The sequence below is a fragment of the Pseudarthrobacter humi genome (genome assembly GCF_024294965.1).
GTDB classification, from domain to species: Bacteria; Actinomycetota; Actinomycetes; order Actinomycetales; family Micrococcaceae; genus Arthrobacter; species Arthrobacter humi.
Genome location: NZ_JANCLV010000024.1, coordinates 15,523 through 34,361 on the forward strand (window position 1 = coordinate 15,523; position 18,839 = coordinate 34,361).

Here is an 18,839-nt window from a genome sequence, read left to right on the forward strand (position 1 = left end):
TCCTTACAGATCTGGTCGGCCTGTAGCGGCCGGACGGATGCTTTCTGGTTGATATCAATGATTGCGAAACAAACGGGTAGGCGTAACACTGTTTTCTGACGGTTCTTACTACCCTTTTGGGTTGGGTGGACGGGTCCGCACCGGTAAGCTGTCCAGATGAGCACAGCCCCCGACCCATCCCTGAAGGAATCCACCATGTCCCTTCCAGACCTGCCGTGGCCGCTTTTGCAGAGCGTGGCGGCATTGGCCGATGCCCCTCTGGCCCAGATAGCGGAGCGACTGCGTGATGCCACGCTCCCCTACATGGCAAGCAGCGCGCTGGTCATCTTCACCGAAGACTGCACCGGGCGCCCGCAAAAGAAGGCGGGCGACGAAGAAATCATTTCCCGGGTCTCCATCGCCGAGCTTGACACCCTTCGCGCCACCCTTTCGGATGAGGCACCCTGGTTCGGGGAAGCTAAGCTCGCCGGCGGGACCCGGCCCGTACTCGCCCTGAAACACGCCTCCAGCAACGCCCTCCTCGTCCTCACGGATCCCCTTGCCGATCCGGGGCGCAACGCCGGGCTGGACCTGGTGACGTATCTCTGGCGCCTTACTGCCCGGCGGATCCGCGAGAAGGTGGCCGATGCGCCGCCGTCGTACCTGCTGGAATCGCGGGCGGCTTCCGCTGAGCGCCTCCGCGTGACGGCGGAACTGACCGATCTGCACTCCACCACCCTGGAGACGCTCCTGGCAGCCCTCCGTTCTTCCTCCTTGGAGGATGCGGCAGCCCGCTCAACCGTCACTGACCTCACCGCCAAGGCCTTAATCGGTCTCCGCACCCATAGTGACCGCACGACAGACCTGGTGAAAGAGCCCGTTGCCAAGGCCTTCGAGCGCCTGCGGGAGGACCTGCGACCGCTCACGCGCTACAGCGGCATCGAGATCGAATTCATCGAACCGCCGCTGAATGGAAGGGCCCTGCCCGGCGAAGTTGCCCATGCGGCACGGGCCATCGTCCGCGGACTTGTGCTGGCAATGACGGAACAACCGGATGTCAGCAGAGTACGGACGCAGTGGGACTGCGACGGCGAAAACCTGCTGATCAACGTACGCGACGACGGCCGCGGTGCTCTCGCCGCCGACGCCCCGAGCATCGCCCGCCTGGACCGCCGGGTCCAGGCGCTCACCGGAACACTGCGGGTCGACGTTATGCCGGGCTGGGGTGCAGACGTCTTCGTCACCCTCCCGTTGGACCTGCCAGCGCGCCCGGCCGGGGATGTCGCCGGATGGGAACTTGCCGCCCGGGAACTGGAGGTGCTCCAGCACCTTGTCGCCGGACACCGCAACCGGACCATCGCCTCAACGCTGGGCATCAGCGAGAATACGGTCAAGTTCCACGTGCGGAACCTGTTCAAGAAGCTCAACGTCGGCTCACGCACCGAGGCCATCGCCCTGGCACACAGCCACGGACTCCGGTGACGGTGTGGCCCCGCTGAACTGCAAGGCAGGAAGGACGGCCCCGTCTCCCCTCTGAAGACGGTGCCGTCGTGCTGCCGGATCAGCCGGCAGTGGCCGCCGCCTGCGAAGCGGACTCTTCGGCTTCTTCAGGCTCCGCCGTGTGCGGTTCGAAGCGGACGAACATTGCCTTGAAGCCGGGGGTGTTGGATTCGCGGGCGACGTTTTCCTTGTGGACCAGGGCGTTGGCTTCGGGAAAGTATGCGGCGGCGCAGCCCTTGGCCGTGGGGTAGGCGACGAGCCGGAATTTGTCCGCCTGCCGGTCGTGGCCGCGGAAGGTGCTGACGACGTCTACGAGGTCCCGGTCCTTGAAGCCGAGTTCCGTCAGGTCTTCGGGGTGGACCAGGATCACGCGGCGGCCGCCCGAGATCCCGCGGTACCGGTCATCGAGGCCGTAGAAGGTGGTGTTGTACTGGTCGTGGCTGCGGATGGTCTGGAGGACCAGGTGCCCGTCGGGCGGGGTGAGGTATTCGAGCGGGCTGACGGTGAAGCGGCCGCGGCCGATGTCCGTCTTGAAGGAGCGGGTGTCCCGTGGCGGGTTGGGCAGCACGAAGCCGTTTTTGGTCCGGACCCGAGTGTTGAAGTCCTCGAACCCGGGCAGGACGCGGGAGATGTGGTCACGGACCACGTCGTAGTCCCCGGCCATGGCCTTCCAGTCCACGAGGTGGTCCGGCCCGAACGTGGCCTCGGCCATCCGCGCGACGATGACCGGTTCGGCGAGCAGGTGCTCGGATACCGGCGCGAGCCTGCCCTGGGTGGAGTGGACCACGGACATGGAGTCCTCCACGGACAGGAACTGCGCGCCCTTGGGGTGTTTGTCGTCCTTGTCCGTCCGGCCCAGCGTGGGCAGGATCAGCGACGTGCGCCCGTGCACCACATGGGACCGGTTCGGCTTGGTGGAGATATGCACCGTCAGGCCGATCCGCTGCATGCCCGCTTCCAGGGTTTCCGTGTCCGAGCAGGCGAGCGAGAAGTTGCCTCCCATGGACACAAACACGTCCACGTCGTCGCGTTCAAAGGCCTCCATGGATTCCACGGCGTCAAAGCCGTGGTGCCGCGGGGACGTGATCCCGAACTCGGCATCCAGGGCGTCGAGGAGCCACTCCTTCGGCTTTTCCCAGATGCCCATGGTCCGGTCGCCCTGGACGTTGGAGTGCCCGCGGACCGGGCAGGCGCCGGCGCCGGGCTTGCCGAAGTTGCCCTGCAGGAGCAGGACGTTGACCATTTCCTTGATGGTGTCCACCGAGTGCGGCTGCTGCGTGACACCCAGGGCCCAGCAGAAGATGGTGGCCTTGGAGCGGACCAGCATCCCGGCCACGATCTCGATCTGTTCCCGGTCCAGGCCCGTCGCCTTCTCCGTTTCCGCCCAGTCCAGCTCCCGGCGGGCCTGCCGGTAGGCGTCGAACCCGTCGGTTTGCGCGTCAATGAAGGAACGGTCGACGACGGTGCCCGGGTTGCGCTCCTCCTCCGCCAGGAGCAGGTGGCCCAGTGCCTGGAACAGGGCCAGGTCCCCGCCGACCTTGATCTGAAGGTACTCGTCCGCCAGCGGCGTGCCGCCGCCGACGACTCCGGAGACGGTCTGCGGGTCCTTGAAGTTGAACAGCCCGGCTTCCGGCAGCGGGTTGACGGCTACTACCTTGCCGCCCTTGTCCTTGCACTCCTTCAGGGCCGAGAGCATCCGGGGGTGGTTGGTGCCGGGGTTCTGCCCCACGACGAAGATGAGTTCGGAGTCGTGGATGTCTTCCAGGGACACGGTGCCCTTGCCGATGCCGATGGTCGGGTTCAGCGCCGAGCCGGAGGACTCATGGCACATGTTCGAACAGTCCGGCAGATTGTTCGTGCCCAGGGCCCGCGCGAACAGCTGGTACATAAACGCCGTCTCGTTCGCGGTCCGGCCGGAAGTGTAGAAAACGCACCGGTCCGGTGTGGAGGCACGGATGTGTTCACCGATCAGGTCGAAGGCTTCAGCCCAGGAGATCGGCGAATAGTGGGTCTCTCCTTCGCGGATCACTACCGGTTCGCTCAGCCGGCCCTGGTTGCCCAGCCAGTACTCCGTTTTCCCGGAGAGTTCGGCGATGGAGTGCCTGGCCCAGAACTCCGCCCCGACCGTGCGGAGGGTGTTCTCCTCGGCCACCGCCTTGGCCCCGTTCTCGCAGAACTCGGCCGCTTTGCGCTTCGTGGCCGATTCCGGCCAGGCACAGCCGGGGCAGTCGAACCCGCCCTGCTGGTTCAGCCGCAGCAGCGACTGCGCCGTCCGGGACACCCCGGCCTGGGCCACGGCGCGTTCAAGGGCCACCAGCACCGCCTTGACCCCGGCCGCTTCCCGCTTGGGCTTGTGGACTTCGAGGTTGTCCTCGTTGATGTCCGCGACGGGGGCGGGCTGCTTGCCGAACTTCATTGTTCCAACTTCCTTTGCGGCTCACGCCGTTCTTGTTCAAAACGCCGGTTGAGGCGCCCCAGGTGTCCTGGCGCGCCTCAACGGGATCCTGCTGCTAATAACCTTGCTCTATTGGGAAACCTTAGCCAGCGTTTCCTGTTCCGCACCAATAGTGGTGTTGTCGCCGTGGCCGGTGCGGACCACAGTTTCGGCCGGCAGCGTCAGCAGCCGTTCCCGGATGGAGGTCAGGATGGTGGGGTAGTCGCTGTAGGAGCGTCCCGTTGCGCCCGGCCCGCCGTTGAAGAGCGTGTCTCCGGTGAAGACCGTTCCCTCGCTTTCGAGGTAGAAGCAGGTGGAGCCCGGGGAATGGCCGGGGGTGTGGATGGCCAACAGCGCGGTGCCGCCGACCTCGAACACGTCACCGTCCCCGTGGTACCGGTCCGGTTCCGTATCCGGGTAGACCTGTTTCCAGAGGACCAGGTCCTCCGGGTTCAGGATGATCGGGGCGCCCACAGCCGCCGCTACCTCCCGCGCCGCGCCGATGTGGTCGCTGTGCGCGTGGGTCAGCAGGATGGCCAGGACCTTCCGGCCGCGGACCTGGCTGATGATCGCCGCGGCGTCATGCGGGCAGTCGATGATTACGCATTCATCGTCGTTGCCCACGATCCAGACGTTGTTGTCCACGTCCCAGGTGCCGCCGTCGAGCGCAAAAGTGCCCGACGTGACCAGGTTTTCGATGATGACTGTCATGAGAGCTCCTTCAGAGACTGTATTTCGACGACCGAGCGGAGGACCTTGCCCTCGTGCATCCTGGCGAAGGCCTCCTCCACCTGGTCAATGCTGATCCGCTCGGTCACGAAGGCGTCCAGGTCCAGGTTGCCCTGCTTGTAGTGCGCCACCAGCATCGGGAAATCACGGGAGGGCAGGCAGTCCCCGTACCAGGAGGACTTCAGCGACCCGCCCCGCCCGAAAACATCGAGCAGGGGCAGCTCAAGCTTCATGTCCGGCGTCGGGACGCCCACCAGCACCACCCGGCCGGCGAGGTCGCGGGCGTAGAACGCCTGCTTGTACGTCTCGGGACGGCCGACGGCGTCAATCACCACGTCCGCTCCGTTGCCGTTCGTCAGGGCCCGGATGGCCTCGACGGGGTCTTCGGTGCTGGAATCCACGCCGTGCGTGGCGCCGAGGGACCTGGCCATGGCCACCTTGTTCGCGTCGATGTCCACAGCGATGATGGTGGTGGCCCCGGCCAGCCTGGCGCCGGCGATCGCGGCGATGCCTACCCCGCCGCAGCCGATCACCGCCACCGATTCCCCGCGCTTGACCTCGCCGGTGTTGATCGCCGCGCCGATTCCGGCCATCACGCCGCAGCCGAGCAGCCCGACGGCGGCGGCATCGACGTCGTCGTCAATCTTGGTGCACTGCCCGGCGGCGACCAGGGTCTTTTCTGCGAAGGCGCCGATGCCCAGCGCGGGCGAAAGCTCCGTGCCGTCCTCAAGCGTCATCTTCTGCGAGGCGTTGTGCGTGTTAAAGCAGTACTGCGGCTGGCCCTTGGCGCAGGCGCGGCATTCCCCGCAGACAGCACGCCAGTTCAGGATCACGCGGTCGCCGGGAGACACCTCTGTGACGCCGGGACCGACGGCGCTGACCACACCGGTGGCCTCATGGCCCAGCAGGATGGGGAAATCGTCGGTGATGCCGCCCTGCTTGTAATGCAGGTCCGTGTGGCAGACCCCGCACGTGAGGATGTCCACCAGCGCCTCGCCCGGACCGGGATCCGGCACCAGGATGGTCTCCACCGAAACCGGGGCATTCTTTTCCTTGGCGATGACCGCCTTGACTCTGTGAACCATTAGCTGGTGTTCCTTTCCTGGATCCGGGCGGATCCGGTGAGTCGGGGTCCTTTATACGGCGATCAGTGACAAGCGGTCCAGGTTACGTTCTGGCTCCCCGCTGCAGGTGAACCTCACGCTGCTGGCTTGATGCACTCTGAAAGTACCAAGGCTGCGAATCACTTCGCCGAACACTTCGTCGGGGTCGAGGCGGCGGAGTTCTTCGGCGAGGCAGTCTTTGAGGCTGCGGCGTGGCAGGGAGATGCGTTGGGCGGGCTGTCCGGGCTGGGTCAGTTCCGCGACGGAGAGTCCGGGGCGGAAGAGCTGCACGTCGCCGCTGTGGCGGGTGAGCCTGACGCGGCGGATGCCGGTGCCGGCGGGGTCCGCAACGATGGTCACGGGTGCGTCCAGGGCCAGGGTCAGCCAGGCCGCGAGCAGGATCGTGGACGGGGAGTCGGAGGCGCCTTCGACGGCCACTGCGGTGACGGGCGAGGGGTCCACCTGGTCCAGGACCGCCGCGAGCTGGATCCGCCAGTTCGTCAGCCGGGTCCAGGCGAGGTCGGTGTCCCCTGCCTTGTACGTGGCCCGGATGTTCTCCAGCGCCGCCTGGGGGTCGGTTTCGTTGGCGGAGTCGGTGATCCGGCGGTGCGCGATCCGGCCCACGGAGGTTTCGCAGGCGTTCTCCGGCGCCCCGTGCGGCCACCAGGCCACGATCGGTGCGTCCGGCAGGAGCAGGGCCGCGACCAGGGACTCGCTTTCGTGGGCGAGCTCGCCGTAGCCGCGGAGCACGATGACCTCGGACGCGCCGGCGTCACCGCCCACCCGGATCTGCGCGTCGAGCCGGTTCGGGGCCTGGGCTCCGGCGTCGGCGAGGACGATGATCCGGCAGGGGTGTTCGCGGCTGGCCTCGTTCGCGGCCTCGATCGCTTCTTCCTCGAGCCCGGAGCGGGTCACGACCACAAGGGTCAGGACCCGGCCCAGAGCGATCACGCCGCCCTGCTCACGCAGGGCGGTGATCTTCTTGGAGATCTTCGAGGTGGTGGTGTCCGGCAAATCTACAATCATGGCCTTCTCCAGGTTCGTCCGTCGCGGGCCAGCAGTTCATCCGCCGAGGCAGGGCCCCAGGACCCGGGAGCGTAGGGCTCCGGCTGCTCTTTCAGCCCGGCCCAGTAATCTTCAAAGGGGTCCAGGATCTTCCAGGACAGCTCCACTTCCGCGTGCCGGGGGAACAGCGGCGGCTCACCGAGGAGCACATCGAGGATGAGCCGTTCGTAGGCTTCGGGGCTGGACTCGGTAAAGGAATGCCCGTAGCCGAAGTCCATGGTCACGTCGCGGACTTCCATCTGCGTGCCCGGGACCTTGGACCCGAACCGGATGGTCGCGCCCTCGTCGGGCTGGACCCGGATCACCACGGCGTTCTGGCCGAAGTCATCTTCGCCATGGTCACGGAAGAGCAGGTTCGGGGCGCGTTTGAACACCACCGCGATCTCCGTCACGCGGCGGCCCAGGCGCTTGCCCGCCCGGAGGTAGAACGGCACACCGGACCAGCGGCGGGTGTGGATGTCCACCCGGATCGCCGCGAACGTCTCGGTGGTCGAATCCGCGGGGATGCCGTCTTCTTCCAGGTAGCCCTGGACCTGTTCCCCGCCCTGCCAGCCGCCGGCGAACTGCCCGCGCGCCGAGTGGGTGGAGAGGTCATCCGGGAGCTTGACCGCGGCGAGGACCTTTTCCTTCTCCGCGCGCAGGTCATCGGCGTTGAAGGAGATGGGCTCCTCCATCGCCGTCAGGGCCAGCAGCTGCAGCAGGTGGTTCTGGATGACGTCGCGGGCAGCGCCCACGCCGTCGTAGTACCCGGCCCGGCCGCCGGTGCCGATGTCCTCGGCCATGGTGATCTGGACATGGTCCACATAGTTCGCGTTCCACAACGGCTCAAACAGCTGGTTCGCGAAGCGCAGCGCCAGGATGTTCTGGACCGTTTCCTTGCCCAGGTAGTGGTCGATCCGGAACACCGCATCGGGCGGGAACACCGACTCCACAATGTCGTTCAGCGCCCGGGCGGACTCGAGGTCGTGCCCGAACGGCTTCTCGATGACCACCCGCCGCCACTTGTCGCCGTCGGCCTGCGCCAGGCCGTGCTTGGACAGCTGCCGGCAGACCTGTTCGAACGCCTTCGGCGGGATCGAGAGGTAGAACGCATGATTGCCGCGTGTCCCGCGCTGCTCATCGAGCTCAGCGATCGTGTCGCCCAACCGCTCAAACGAATCGTCGTCGTCGAACTCGCCCTGGACAAAACGGATACCCTCGGCGAGCTGGTTCCAGACCGCCTCGTCAAACGGCGTCCGCGAGTAAGCCTTCACCGAGGCTTTCACCTCGGCGGCGAATTCCTCGTGCTTCCACGGACGGCGGCCGAACCCCACCAGAGCGAAACTCGGCGGCAGCAGCCCACGGTTCGCGAGGTCATACACGGCCGGCATGAGCTTCTTGCGGGCAAGGTCACCGGTCACTCCGAAGAGCACCAACGACGACGGACCGGCAATCCGGTTCAGACGACGGTCACGCGGATCCCTCAACGGGTTGCGGCCGGCCTTAAGTCCGGACCTCACACTTGAATCAACGTAAGTAACTGACATGGTTGCTTCTAACTTTCGGCAAGGCCGTGCGGCAGTCGGCCGACGGTCACGAGAGTATCTGCTCGCGGGTCTCCCCATAGGGAACGGTGTCGCTGAGTGCGAGGGTGTACCGGCTGGGATCATGGCGGGTGACCAGAATGCCGGCATAGCAATGGGGCGTCGCTACCTGGCGGAGCGCTGCCTCTGCATGGTCGAGCAACTCGTAAAGCCGACTAGGCTCGGTGACGATGACTTCCAAATTGCGTGTGGCCTGACTACGCATGATGAACAGCTTCCTTTCCAGGATGAGGGTCCCCCCGAATGTGCCAACCCTCATCATTGAGGGCGTGATGTGTTCTTTGATCAGGTTCGGTGTGACGGGATCGCCTTAGTTCTTCCACCGAATGCGTACTGCCCGCGGTGACGTTTCTCCGCGGGCAGTACAGGTAAGACATTCCGCGGCTGCAGGCCCCAAGAAGTCACAGGGTCCTGCAGCCCGGAGGTGGCGTCCCGCAGCTTCACGGGTGTGGGACGCCACCGTCACTCGGATGGTTAGACGATGGCAGCGCGGAGCTGCTTCGCTGCCAGTGCCGGGTCGGCCGCGCTGTAGATGCCGCCTCCGACGACGGCTACGTCAGCGCCGGCCTTCTGGACTGATTCGATGGTGGCGAGCTTCACGCCGCCTGCGACGGAGAACGGAACGCGCGCTTCTGCTCCGGCGCGGAGCAGTCCGGTCAGGTCGAAGCCGGGCAGGGCCTGCTCGTCGAGTCCGGCGTGCATCTCTACGAACTTGGCACCCAGGGCGCGGGCTTCCTTGGCGCGGGTGACCTTGTCTGCCACGCCGATGAGGTCAACGACGATGCCCTTGTTGTGGGCTTTGGCTGCCTTGACGGCACCGGCGATGGTGGAGTCGTCGGCGGTGCCGAGCACGGTGACCAGGTCAGCGCCGGCCTTGAAGGCGATGTCGGCTTCGAGTTCTCCGGCGTCCATGGTCTTCATGTCAGCGAAGACGATCTTGTCCGGGTGGGCGTTCTTGACAGCGGTGACGGCGGAGAGGCCGGCAGCCTTGATCAAGGGGGTGCCGAGCTCGATGATGTCGACGTACTCGGCGACCTGACCTGCCAGTTCGAGGGCGGCTTCAGTGGTCAGGACGTCCATAGCAACTTGGAGTTTCATGGTGTTGTTTTCCTTCTGTTGGGAACTGCGGTGGGTGTGGAAAATTGTGGTTCGGTTATTCGAGGTTGGCGTGCCGGAGCCAGAGCTCTTCAGCCGGTACATCGGTGTTGTCCCACAGAGACTGGAAGAGTGCTTCCGTGGCGAGGAAAAGGACCTGCTCGAAGAGAGACCCCGAGTACTGGCGGGAAACGCTGGAGCCGTGGTCCGTCTTCTGGGCGGCGGGAATGATCACCACCGCGTCTGCGAGACCAGCGAGCGGCGAACCCGGGTTGGTGGTGAACGCGGCAATCCGCGCTCCGGCCTTCGCCGCTGTTTCCGCTGACTTGACGACTCCCGAGGTGGTTCCCGATCCGGAGGCCACCAGGAGTAGGTCACCGGAACTGATTGCGGGAGTTGTGGTGTCACCGGCGACATGCACATCCAGGCCCAGGTGCATCAGCCTCATGGCGGCCATACGCAGGACAAGCCCGCTTCGGCCCGCGCCGGCCACGAACACCCGGCCCGGGTGGCTGAGATGGCGGGCCACGTCAGCTACCTGCTGCTCGTCGATCTTGGCCGCTGTGTCCGCGATCTCGTCCCTGACGAGAGACAGATTGCGGACAATGTCACCGGTGGTGCTGTACCCGGTGAGCGTTGTACTTGCTGTCGGATTCACGATTTGTCCCTTTCCCTTCGGTCGTCGGCCTGTGTCGGTCGAACGATGCTTTCTGGTTGATATCCATAATCCCGAAGCAAAAGGGCAGGGGTAACACTGTTTTCTGACGGTTCTAACTACACTTAAGGATTGGGCGTGTCCCAGGCTGTCCGTTGAGGAAGCGTCCAACGCCGTGGTCCATGGACTGCAATGCCGGACGAGTGGCTCCTGAGAGGGACCGGTCCGCTGGAGCGCGGAGGCCTACCGTTCTGAAAGCCGCAGTTTTGAAGGATTTATTGCATAGACTCTGAAGAACGAGTTAAGTCCTTTAGGTCCTGTCCGGGCTGCTTGTTGTTGTCCTGACCCGTAGCCCATTCTCGGAGCGCAGACTTTTGGCCTCGCCGTCCTCATTCCAATCGCAGATATATCGGTCCTTGCCGGAAATCGAGAGGGCCGACGCAATTGTGGACAGGATTACCAAGGCCATTGGCCTCGGGCTGCTCAAAGTAGGTGAACGTCTACCCCCGGAAGCGGCACTCTCGGAGATGTTTGGAGTTGGCGGCGCGACTCTTCGCGAAGCTTTGGGAGACCTGCGCGAGCGGGGAATCGTCGAGACCCGCAGAGGCCGGAGCGGGGGAACCTTCGTCGTCAGCCAGCCTCGTACGCAGACCGACACCATCCGGGATTGGTTCCTCTCGACGTCCATTTCGGAAATACGTGACATCGGAGACGAGCATTCCGCTATTGCAGCCACGACCGTCCGGCTGGCATGTGAGCGCGCGGAAGCACACGACGTCGACCGTCTTCAGGAACTTGCGCGAGCATTGGTTCTGGCCTCAACCCCCGAATTGCGTGCGCCTGCCGACAGCCGCTTCCATATCGAGTTGGCAGTAGCCGCGCAATCACCGAGGCTTGCCAACGCCGAAATCCGGCTCCAGGAAGAAACAGTTCAGCAGCTATGGACCCCGCTCACGGTGGCATTTGACCCAGAACAGGCAACCGCTGAACACTTGGAATTGGTCCGGGCAGTCGCCCAGGACCAACCCGAGAAGGCCCAGAAACTGGTACTTGAGCACATCAGGCGAAACATTTTCCATCTGATTGACAAGAAACTCACCCTCGGTTACGCCCGATCAATCCAGGATGGTCAATGAAGCCCCCCCCTGAAGTCGTACAAGCTGCCAATGCCCTCACTTCGTGGATTAGCGGCGTCGCCATGGAGACTCAGAAACTCTCCAGGTCCGTTGCCTCGCTGCTTGAACAGAATCTCGCCGGCAAGTCCAAAATCGACAAGGCTGCCCTGGTCGGATTGGACGAACTCTCACGGCAGTTCCTGACGAATAACACTTTTGCTGTCGGTGCCGGGACCTTCTTCGCCACGGAATCCGTTGAGGAGGGCGGCCGGCCTTGGGAATGGTGGTCCCGCAAGGAATCCGGCGCCATCGGCAGGCTTGATTTTGACCTGACTCCAGGCAGCAGCCGATATTACAACTATGAGAAGCTGCCGTTCTTTTCAACAGCCGCGTCCACAGGTGAGCAGACCTTTTGGGGGCCGTATGTCGACTATCTTGGCTTCGAGGAATACATCCTTACGTTCGCGGCTCCGTTTTCCGTCCACGGGAACTTTGCCGGCGTAGCCGGATGCGATATTCGGATCAAGGACCTGGAACCCCTCATCATGCCAACCCTGCGAGCCATCCCAGGCGATGCCGCCCTCATCAACGCCAGCAACCGCGTCGTTCTCGGCAACTCCGGCAGGTACTTGGTTGGCGAGCGGATCAAATCCGGATCTCCAGACCAACATCGGTTGGATTTGAATGTTCCCCATCTGGGGCTGTCCTTGATCTATACCCCCTAGCCTCGGGCCTCCTGAAGTAGGCGTTGGATCGTTGTTACAGCTCGCGCTCTGGTGTGCAGGCCTCAATACATGGGACCGACAAAGTTGGCTGAGATCCGCAAAAAACTGTTGCCATATAGCTTTAAGCCTGCGACATTTGAAGTGATATACATCACAGTCGACTCCGTTCCAGAGTCTGGATCGGAACATGCCAAGAAGCACCTCCACCAGGTGCGCTCCGCCCCCCGGTCTGCCGTCGCACTCTACGCCAGCGGCTCATTTACCGGCTTACAAGCCATCTGGATCGGACCCGGCACAGCTCTCATTGCCTAAGGCAAGCGCTGCGATTCTTGCCCCTGCATGCTGACGCGAAAATTGAGCCCGGTCGGAAACCAACATTTAAAAAAGACTGGACTAGATGAATTTCGAGGCGTAGCTTTGCCCGTTAGGACGAACCTTCGTGACAGGCATCACGCCGGCAGAACTCCGAGCAGAGCTCGGCTGGCCCTCTGGAAGTTGGAGGATGCCGGGTTCGCAGACGATCCCTCCCGGAGCCACGGCCAGGGCTCTGACTTGAACTTCAGCAAGTCTCTTATGCAGCAAAGATGGACAGCTCTGACAAAGATGAACAGCTCTGAGAAATCTTTGACGCCACTATTCAAAGGAGAAATCATGGAAACCGCACTCGTAGGAACACTCAGCAAGGCCGGCTCCATCCACAAAGTTGAAAACGGCTTCATCGGACTGCCTGAGATGAACGAACCCGGGTGTGATGCCGCCATCGGCGACTGCCTCTCCAACCCCGAGGGGTCGGTCATGTGCGCCGGATTCTTCGAACTGAAGGAATCAGAACCGCTGGTGTACACGTACACCTACGACGAAACGAAGGTCGTCATCCAGGGTGAATTCATCCTCACCGACCAGGCCACGGGAGAAGTAACGCACGCCAAGGAACGCGATGTACTGTTCTTCCCCAAGGGCACAACCGTCAAGTTTGAAACCCCTGAGTACGGTCTGGGTTTCTTCACCGGCCACCGTTCCTTCGCACCCTAAGACCCCACCATGCGTTCTGGGTCCAGGCCGCCCGCTTCAGGCACCGGCAGCGAACATCCATGTACCTTCAAATCGCCATAATTTACGCCGCATTATGCGCTGTCTGTTGAATCAATCAGCACGATTGATCTCGCCGAGCAATGGCAAACCACACGATTAGCACCTGCCGGCAAAGGGTGTGGTTTGCCGCGCCGCCTCTTTAACGATCCAAGAAGCAACTCACATGTCTAAAAAATCAGACGAATCCAAGTTCGTCTAAAGGAGATTCTTATGAGTAAAAATCGTTCGGACGGAGTCGATGACCTGGAAAGGTCGATTGACTGGAAGCAGGGTCTGGCCATTGCGCTAGGTGTTCCGCTGCTGATTCTGCCCTCTTTGGGCTATCTTCCAATGTATTTATCGGCTGCTGCCATTCTTATCTGGGGATTGTCGGTTGTTCAGGGATTCTTTCAGAACGCTGCCTATGCCGAGATGGCTACGACCTTTCCCAAAGCCTCTGGCTTGCCGGGGTTCGCGCAGCATATTTTTCGCACCGAGAACTATCAGGGCAAGTACGACAAGAGCAAGCTGATCGGCGGCTTCAGTGCCTGGAGCTACTGGTTCGCTTGGACCCCGGTACTGGCGATTTTCTCCATCCTGGTCGGCGGTTACCTCCATGGGCTGTTTCCGGTGCTGGGCGAGACGTTTACCGAGTATCAGCTCTCGCTGGTATCTGGGGTAGTGATTTTCGGGGGATTGTTCGCCGTCAACTGGTTCGGCCTCAAGGACGGCGCCAAACTGGGGTACATCCTGGCTGCCTTTTCCCTGATACCGCTGGTCGTCCTGACGGTGGCGCCTTTTGCTACCGGACACGTTGAGCTGACTAACATCACCGGCAACTGGCTGCCGACAGACTGGGCCTGGGATCTGCACCATATCCTGATCCTCTTTGGCATCTTTGCGATCGCCCAGTGGAGTGCCTGCGCTTGGGAAACGGCAGCCATCTACGGCCCCGAATACAAAAACCCGGCCAAAGACGTCCCCAAAGCCCTGCTTGCCTGCGGCATCATCTGCTTCTTCTCGTATGTACTGGTGCAAACCGCAGTGATCGGTGTCCTTGGTGTCGACGGCGTACTGGCTGAGCCAGTCTCGCCTCTGATTCCGGTAGCCCAGGCAGTCTTCGGCCAAGCCGGGTCCATGATCACCATCATCATGTTGATCGCCGCCATGATACTGATCATCCAAACCGCTTACCTGGGCTCGTCCCGCGCCATGCACTCCATGGCCGCGGAAGGCAACCTCCCCAGGTCCCTCGGCAAAACGAACCGCCACGGAACTCCCTTCGTGGCCATGCTCGTCATTGGAGCCTTCAACCTGCTGCTGATTTCGATGGGAAACCCCGCCGCAATTGTCGCGGCCTCGGCGATAGGTTACACCTGCGCCAACGGCATCAGCCTGTTCGCCTACGTCAGAGCCAAAAAGCACCCCGACTTTGCTGCTCTGGAGAGGCCATTCACGGCACCCAGGGGCTGGAAAAACGTCGCCATCGTCTTCGGCCTGTTCAATCTGCCCCTGTGCCTGGTCGGTGTGGTCTACCTCAACAGCCTCGAGATCGGCTGGACCCCGACCTGGGTCGGCTTCATCGTACTGGCGCTCTACATACCCATCTGGTTCTACTCCCAGCACGAATCGAGTCGCTCCAAAAAAGCAGCCGCTGCTCGCCCTTTTGATGACGATGCCGCAGATTTGGACGATGAGGTTCCCGTAGCCAGGTAACGGAAGCTGCACCCACGGCTTCTAGATCCAAAGGAGTCCCCCGGCTGACCGACGGTCACCGTTACAGGCACTGCCTCAAAGACGGGAAGGCAGACCGGTCAAGAACGGTCTGCCTTCCTGTTTCTGCGTCCGGGAATCTACGTATTTGCTTTCCCTCTACACTCCCACCGCCGGCATGGATGTCCCATCGCAGCCATGACGGCATCGCCTGTCTCATGCACCATGGCCCGCATCGCTCGGGCCATCTATTTCTCGGGCCTTGGAGGAAGGGCAGGCACCGCGGGCAAAAAATATTGGACTAGACGTATTCCCAGGGCGTAGCGAGAGCTTTCGCGGGCCCTGTTCAGGACCGGCGCCGGAGGTCATGACCATGTTTCCCGCGTCACTGGGTCCTCCACCGGGAGATCGGGCAGCGATGAGGCCATCAGCGCGAGCGGACACTGGGGCCAGCCCTCTTTTCTCCACCCGACAAGGCTCGCCTTGGATTCGTGGGCATAATCATGGATTTGAGCGCGAACAGTGGCCTCCGCGTGCGCCATGATTGGCGGTCGCGCACGCGTTGCTTGATTGTTCCAATATGTCAACAGCCGCTGGCAAAAATTAACTTGAATCTCTCATATTAATAATTCTAAAAAAGGCTGGACTAGATGAATAACGTCGCGTACCTTTGCAATCAGGACAAACGTTCGTGACTGGCATCACACCAAACCGACCTCGAGTAGAGCTCGGCTGGCCCTCTGGAAACAGAGGATGTCGGGATCGCAGACGGATCCTCCCGGAGCCCATCCAGGGTTCTAACTAGATCTCCAGCGCAGTCTCACATGCAGCAAAGACGAACAGCTCTGACAACGATGAACAGCACTGAGAAATCTTTCACACCACCATTCATAGGAGAAATCATGGAAACCGCACTCGTAGGAACACTGAGCAAGGCCGGCTCCATCCACAAGGTTGAAAACGGCTTCATCGGACTGCCGTCGATGAATGAGCCTGGGACGATCTCCGCGATCGGCGACTCCCTCCACAACCCCGAGGGATCGGTCATGTGCGCCGGATTCTTCGAATTGAAGGCTTCCGAGCCGTTGGTGTACACGTACACCTACGACGAAATGAAGGTTGTTGTAAAGGGTGAATTCATCCTCACCGACCAGGCCACGGGAGAAGTAACGCACGCCAAGGAACGCGATGTGCTGTTCTTCCCCAAGGGCACAACCGTCAAGTTTGAAACCCCTGAGTACGGTCTGGGTTTCTTCACCGGCGACCGCACCTTCGCTCCGTAGGACCCCCCATGTGTTCCGCATCCAGGCGGCCGGTAGTTGGCACCGGCTGCGAACCAGGTTTCCGCGGGGTCATCTGTGCCTCATTCGGCTCAACAGATGCCCCCGCGGATCAAAACAACGGTGGCCGGCCCCGGCACGATCTCCGTTTTCCGTCTGCAGACCAGGGAACTCTCTCGAATCTTGGGTCTGTGCTCGGCCGGTCATGCATCGGTGTCCGTCTTGTGTTGGCCGGCCCTGCAGTCGACGTCCATGCAGCCGCAGCAGCAGCAGCGGAATGCGGACTGCTGGACGAGGAGATGACCCTCCTCTGTGACGAAGGGGGTCCGCGCCTCGTTTTCTGCGGACACTGCCGCACGGCCACCATTACCGATCAACCCAGCGGCTCCGAGGTGGACTGTCAGGGATGCACTACTACCTTGGCAATAAGTAGCCACTTTTCCCGGCGCATTGGAGGCTACCTGGGATTCTCAGCCCATGCCGAGGAGGCAGCGTGACCGCGACGACGCTCGAGACCACTGTCCACCCGGCAGTGGCAGGAGGCCTGTTGCTGGAAGTGACAAACGTCAGCATCCAGACGCCATCGATTACCAGCCTCACGTTTGGTGACCCGTCAGGGGAACCTCTACCTCCCTATGTTCCGGGAAGCCACCTGGTGGTCCAATACGGGACAGGCGCCAATGCCTATTCGCTCACCGGATCAGGCAGCGCCCCCTTCGAGTACACCATCTCCGTACTGCGTGTTGAGGGCAGTGCCGGGGGATCGCTGGCCATGCATGGGCTCGCCGTGGGTGACCGCGTCCACGTTTCGCGTCCACGCAGTGCCTTCGCTCCTGCGGCAAATGCCAAACATCACCTGCTTATTGCTGCAGGAATCGGAATCACGCCGGTGCTTTCACACGCCCGGTTCGCAGCCGAATGGGGGGCGGCTGCATCCCTGATCTACTGCTATCGGCCAGGCGAAGGGGCCCACGTTGCGGAAGCGAGGGAACTGCTGGGACAGGGATTGACGGAATGCCATAATCGCGGCAGCTTCCAGGAAGTTCTGACGGAAAAGCTCACTACTCAGAAACTTGGAACTCACCTTTATGTCTGCGGCCCGGCTGCCTTCATGGACTCAGTCCTCGAGCAGGCCCGCGACCTTGGCTGGCCGAAGGGCCTCTTGCATTCAGAAGCCTTTGGCGCGGCCGACCTGGATGAGGGCCAACCGTTCTCAGTGAACCTGGCCCGCAGCGGCATCAGATTGGAAGTTCCGGCCGGCGTTTCGTTGCTGGAGACACTCGAAAAAGCAGGAAAAAGCATTCCGAACATGTGCCGCAAGGGCATCTGCGGCGAATGCTCCCTGTCAGTAGTTCGAGGGGCACCCCAGCACCGGGATCTCTACCTGAGTGACCAGGAAAAAGCCGAGAACACCACCATGATGTGCTGCGTTTCACGCAGCCTGGATGAAGAATTGGAGTTGGACCTTTGAGCATCATCATCGACACAGAGCCGGTCACCGCGGCCCTCCCCGAACGGATCAAACGCTTTCCCTTTCCCTATTCCAGTGAAAGTTACCGCTATAGCGCCAACGTCGAACCGTCCCGCAAAGTAGTGACGACTGAAGCTGGCGAGTGGGGCGGCCGGCTGCTGGACATCGACGAGCACTACCTGTCAGACGTCAAGGAACGCGGCGAAGTGCTGGACCGGGATCCCTCACGCATCCAGGTCCTCCCGCACATGCGGCCAGCCGTGTGGGACGCCATCGCTACCCTGCTGCCCGCAATGGCGGAAGAAAACCCGGACATTATGTCCTTCCACCGGGAGGGAAATAATTGCCGCTGGCGGAACGGCTTGCAGGACCTGGAGGTGGAATTCACCATCGGCGACGACAGTTCCCTGCAGGGGGGCCCGTTGCGGTTCCTCGGCAGCCAGATCCAGGACGACATGGTCTTTCTTGACCAGCGCGAGGATGCGCTGTGGCTCGACGCCGGACTCGTCACATTCGCCGCCGACTGGTCCCTCGGATTCGATACCGGCATGAAATTCCACGAAATCCACGGCCCCGTCCCACGGGTATTCGAGGAGAAGATCGTCAGCCGGGCCGAGCAATTCCTCTTGAGGCTGCAGCCGGGCGAGCAGTACCGGCGGACCAACTGGACTTTAACCATCGACCGGCGTCTGGACACCTCCACCGAAACCTATCCCAACTGGGCGCCGGAGCGCGGCACCATCGCCGACGATCCCGCCCTCCCGGACAGAGTCCACCTGCGGGTGGAGGTCCAGCACCTCATCCGCCTCCCCCACTCCGGGGCGATCCTGTTCTTGGTCCGGACCTACCTTCTGTCGCTCGCCGACATTGCCCGGGTCCCCGTCTGGCGGGAGACCGTGGGCCGCGTTTTGGCCGAGCTCCCGGAAGACATGGCCGAGTACAAGGGCATCAGCAGGTACCGCAAGGCGGCATCTGACTGGTTGCTGGCCACCTAGCCACCCGCCCGGGCCTCTACCCATCCAGCGATCGTTGGAGAACACCCCGGCTGTCAGACCTTTATCGACCCTCATTGCGAAGAAAGAACCAAGGAGAAAAGTATGTCTATCGATATTGAAACCGAAACTGTTGTAGGGGTATCGCACCCCCTGGATCCGCTCTCCCGCGCCGAGATCTCCCGTGCGGCGTCGATCCTGAAGGGTGGCCAGGCCGGCGCGGAATCCTTCCGGTTCATCAGTATTGAGCTGCGCGAGCCGGACAAGGAACTGCTGCGCAGCGGCGCCAAGACCGTCCGGGAAGCAGACGCGGTCCTGGTCAACCGCGC

General features: G+C 62.4%; 17 protein-coding genes and 1 pseudogene. 10 read left to right on the forward strand and 8 right to left on the reverse strand.

Going from position 1 to position 18,839, the window contains the following annotated elements; genetic code table 11:
* Positions 1-156: 156 nt before the first annotated feature.
* Complete coding sequence (locus tag NFC73_RS20065) at positions 157-1,461, forward strand: helix-turn-helix transcriptional regulator (RefSeq protein WP_254753131.1); 1,305 nt, start codon at positions 157-159, stop codon at positions 1,459-1,461.
* A 79-nt stretch (positions 1,462-1,540) separates the two neighbouring features.
* On the opposite strand, the gene NFC73_RS20070 is transcribed toward NFC73_RS20065, so the two are convergent.
* The 8 genes from NFC73_RS20070 to hxlB form a co-directional block, all read right to left on the reverse strand.
* Positions 1,541-3,895, reverse strand: a complete 2,355-nt coding sequence (locus tag NFC73_RS20070) for an FdhF/YdeP family oxidoreductase (RefSeq protein ID WP_254753133.1) — start codon at positions 3,893-3,895, stop codon at positions 1,541-1,543.
* Positions 3,896-4,003: 108 nt separating this feature from the next.
* Positions 4,004-4,624, reverse strand: a complete 621-nt coding sequence (locus tag NFC73_RS20075; RefSeq protein WP_254753135.1) for an MBL fold metallo-hydrolase — start codon at positions 4,622-4,624, stop codon at positions 4,004-4,006.
* On the reverse strand, positions 4,621-5,727 hold the full coding sequence (locus NFC73_RS20080; protein WP_254753137.1) for an S-(hydroxymethyl)mycothiol dehydrogenase: 1,107 nt from the start codon (positions 5,725-5,727) through the stop codon (positions 4,621-4,623). The genes NFC73_RS20075 and NFC73_RS20080 overlap by 4 nt, the downstream gene beginning before the upstream one ends.
* A 51-nt stretch (positions 5,728-5,778) precedes the next feature.
* On the reverse strand, positions 5,779-6,771 hold the full coding sequence (locus NFC73_RS20085) for a glucose-6-phosphate dehydrogenase assembly protein OpcA (protein ID WP_254753139.1): 993 nt from the start codon (positions 6,769-6,771) through the stop codon (positions 5,779-5,781).
* Positions 6,768-8,336, reverse strand: coding sequence for a glucose-6-phosphate dehydrogenase (gene zwf / locus NFC73_RS20090; protein WP_254753141.1), 1,569 nt, complete (start codon positions 8,334-8,336; stop codon positions 6,768-6,770). Before zwf ends, NFC73_RS20085 begins: the two co-directional genes overlap by 4 nt.
* A gap of 46 nt (positions 8,337-8,382) precedes the next feature.
* A complete protein-coding gene (locus tag NFC73_RS20095; protein ID WP_254753143.1) occupies positions 8,383-8,535 on the reverse strand; it encodes a hypothetical protein in 153 nt (50 codons plus the stop codon).
* Positions 8,536-8,867: 332 nt separating this feature from the next.
* Positions 8,868-9,491 (reverse strand): 3-hexulose-6-phosphate synthase, encoded by a 624-nt coding sequence (gene hxlA / locus NFC73_RS20100; RefSeq protein WP_058931065.1) that lies wholly within the window; start codon positions 9,489-9,491, stop codon positions 8,868-8,870.
* Between the two features lie 55 nt (positions 9,492-9,546).
* Positions 9,547-10,146 carry a 6-phospho-3-hexuloisomerase gene (hxlB, locus tag NFC73_RS20105; protein ID WP_254753145.1) on the reverse strand — a complete coding sequence of 200 codons (600 nt, stop codon included), beginning with the start codon at positions 10,144-10,146 and terminating at the stop codon, positions 9,547-9,549.
* A gap of 413 nt (positions 10,147-10,559) precedes the next feature.
* Between hxlB and NFC73_RS20110 the strand changes: the two genes are divergently transcribed.
* The 9 genes and pseudogenes from NFC73_RS20110 to NFC73_RS20145 form a co-directional block, all read left to right on the forward strand.
* Entirely contained in the window at positions 10,560-11,279 is a 720-nt protein-coding gene (locus tag NFC73_RS20110) for a FadR/GntR family transcriptional regulator (protein ID WP_240484167.1), read from the forward strand.
* A complete protein-coding gene (locus NFC73_RS20115; protein ID WP_254753147.1) occupies positions 11,276-11,983 on the forward strand; it encodes a cache domain-containing protein in 708 nt (235 codons plus the stop codon). Before NFC73_RS20110 ends, NFC73_RS20115 begins: the two co-directional genes overlap by 4 nt.
* Positions 11,984-12,634: 651 nt before the next feature.
* Positions 12,635-13,015, forward strand: a complete 381-nt coding sequence (locus NFC73_RS20120; protein WP_254753149.1) for a cupin domain-containing protein — start codon at positions 12,635-12,637, stop codon at positions 13,013-13,015.
* Between the two features lie 270 nt (positions 13,016-13,285).
* Positions 13,286-14,770 carry an APC family permease gene (locus tag NFC73_RS20125; protein WP_254753151.1) on the forward strand — a complete coding sequence of 495 codons (1,485 nt, stop codon included), beginning with the start codon at positions 13,286-13,288 and terminating at the stop codon, positions 14,768-14,770.
* A gap of 899 nt (positions 14,771-15,669) precedes the next feature.
* Positions 15,670-16,050: a cupin domain-containing protein gene (locus NFC73_RS20130; protein WP_254753153.1), complete on the forward strand. Its 381-nt coding sequence runs from the start codon at positions 15,670-15,672 to the stop codon at positions 16,048-16,050.
* 8 nt (positions 16,051-16,058) lie between these two features.
* Positions 16,059-16,544 (forward strand): dimethylamine monooxygenase subunit DmmA family protein, encoded by a 486-nt coding sequence (locus NFC73_RS20815; RefSeq protein WP_305884519.1) that lies wholly within the window; start codon positions 16,059-16,061, stop codon positions 16,542-16,544.
* A complete protein-coding gene (locus tag NFC73_RS20135; protein WP_254753155.1) occupies positions 16,541-17,518 on the forward strand; it encodes a PDR/VanB family oxidoreductase in 978 nt (325 codons plus the stop codon). Before NFC73_RS20815 ends, NFC73_RS20135 begins: the two co-directional genes overlap by 4 nt.
* Positions 17,515-18,513, forward strand: coding sequence for a heme-dependent oxidative N-demethylase family protein (locus NFC73_RS20140; RefSeq protein WP_254753157.1), 999 nt, complete (start codon positions 17,515-17,517; stop codon positions 18,511-18,513). Before NFC73_RS20135 ends, NFC73_RS20140 begins: the two co-directional genes overlap by 4 nt.
* 102 nt (positions 18,514-18,615) lie before the next feature.
* Positions 18,616-18,839 (forward strand): annotated as a pseudogene (locus NFC73_RS20145) (primary-amine oxidase); the annotation flags it as partial.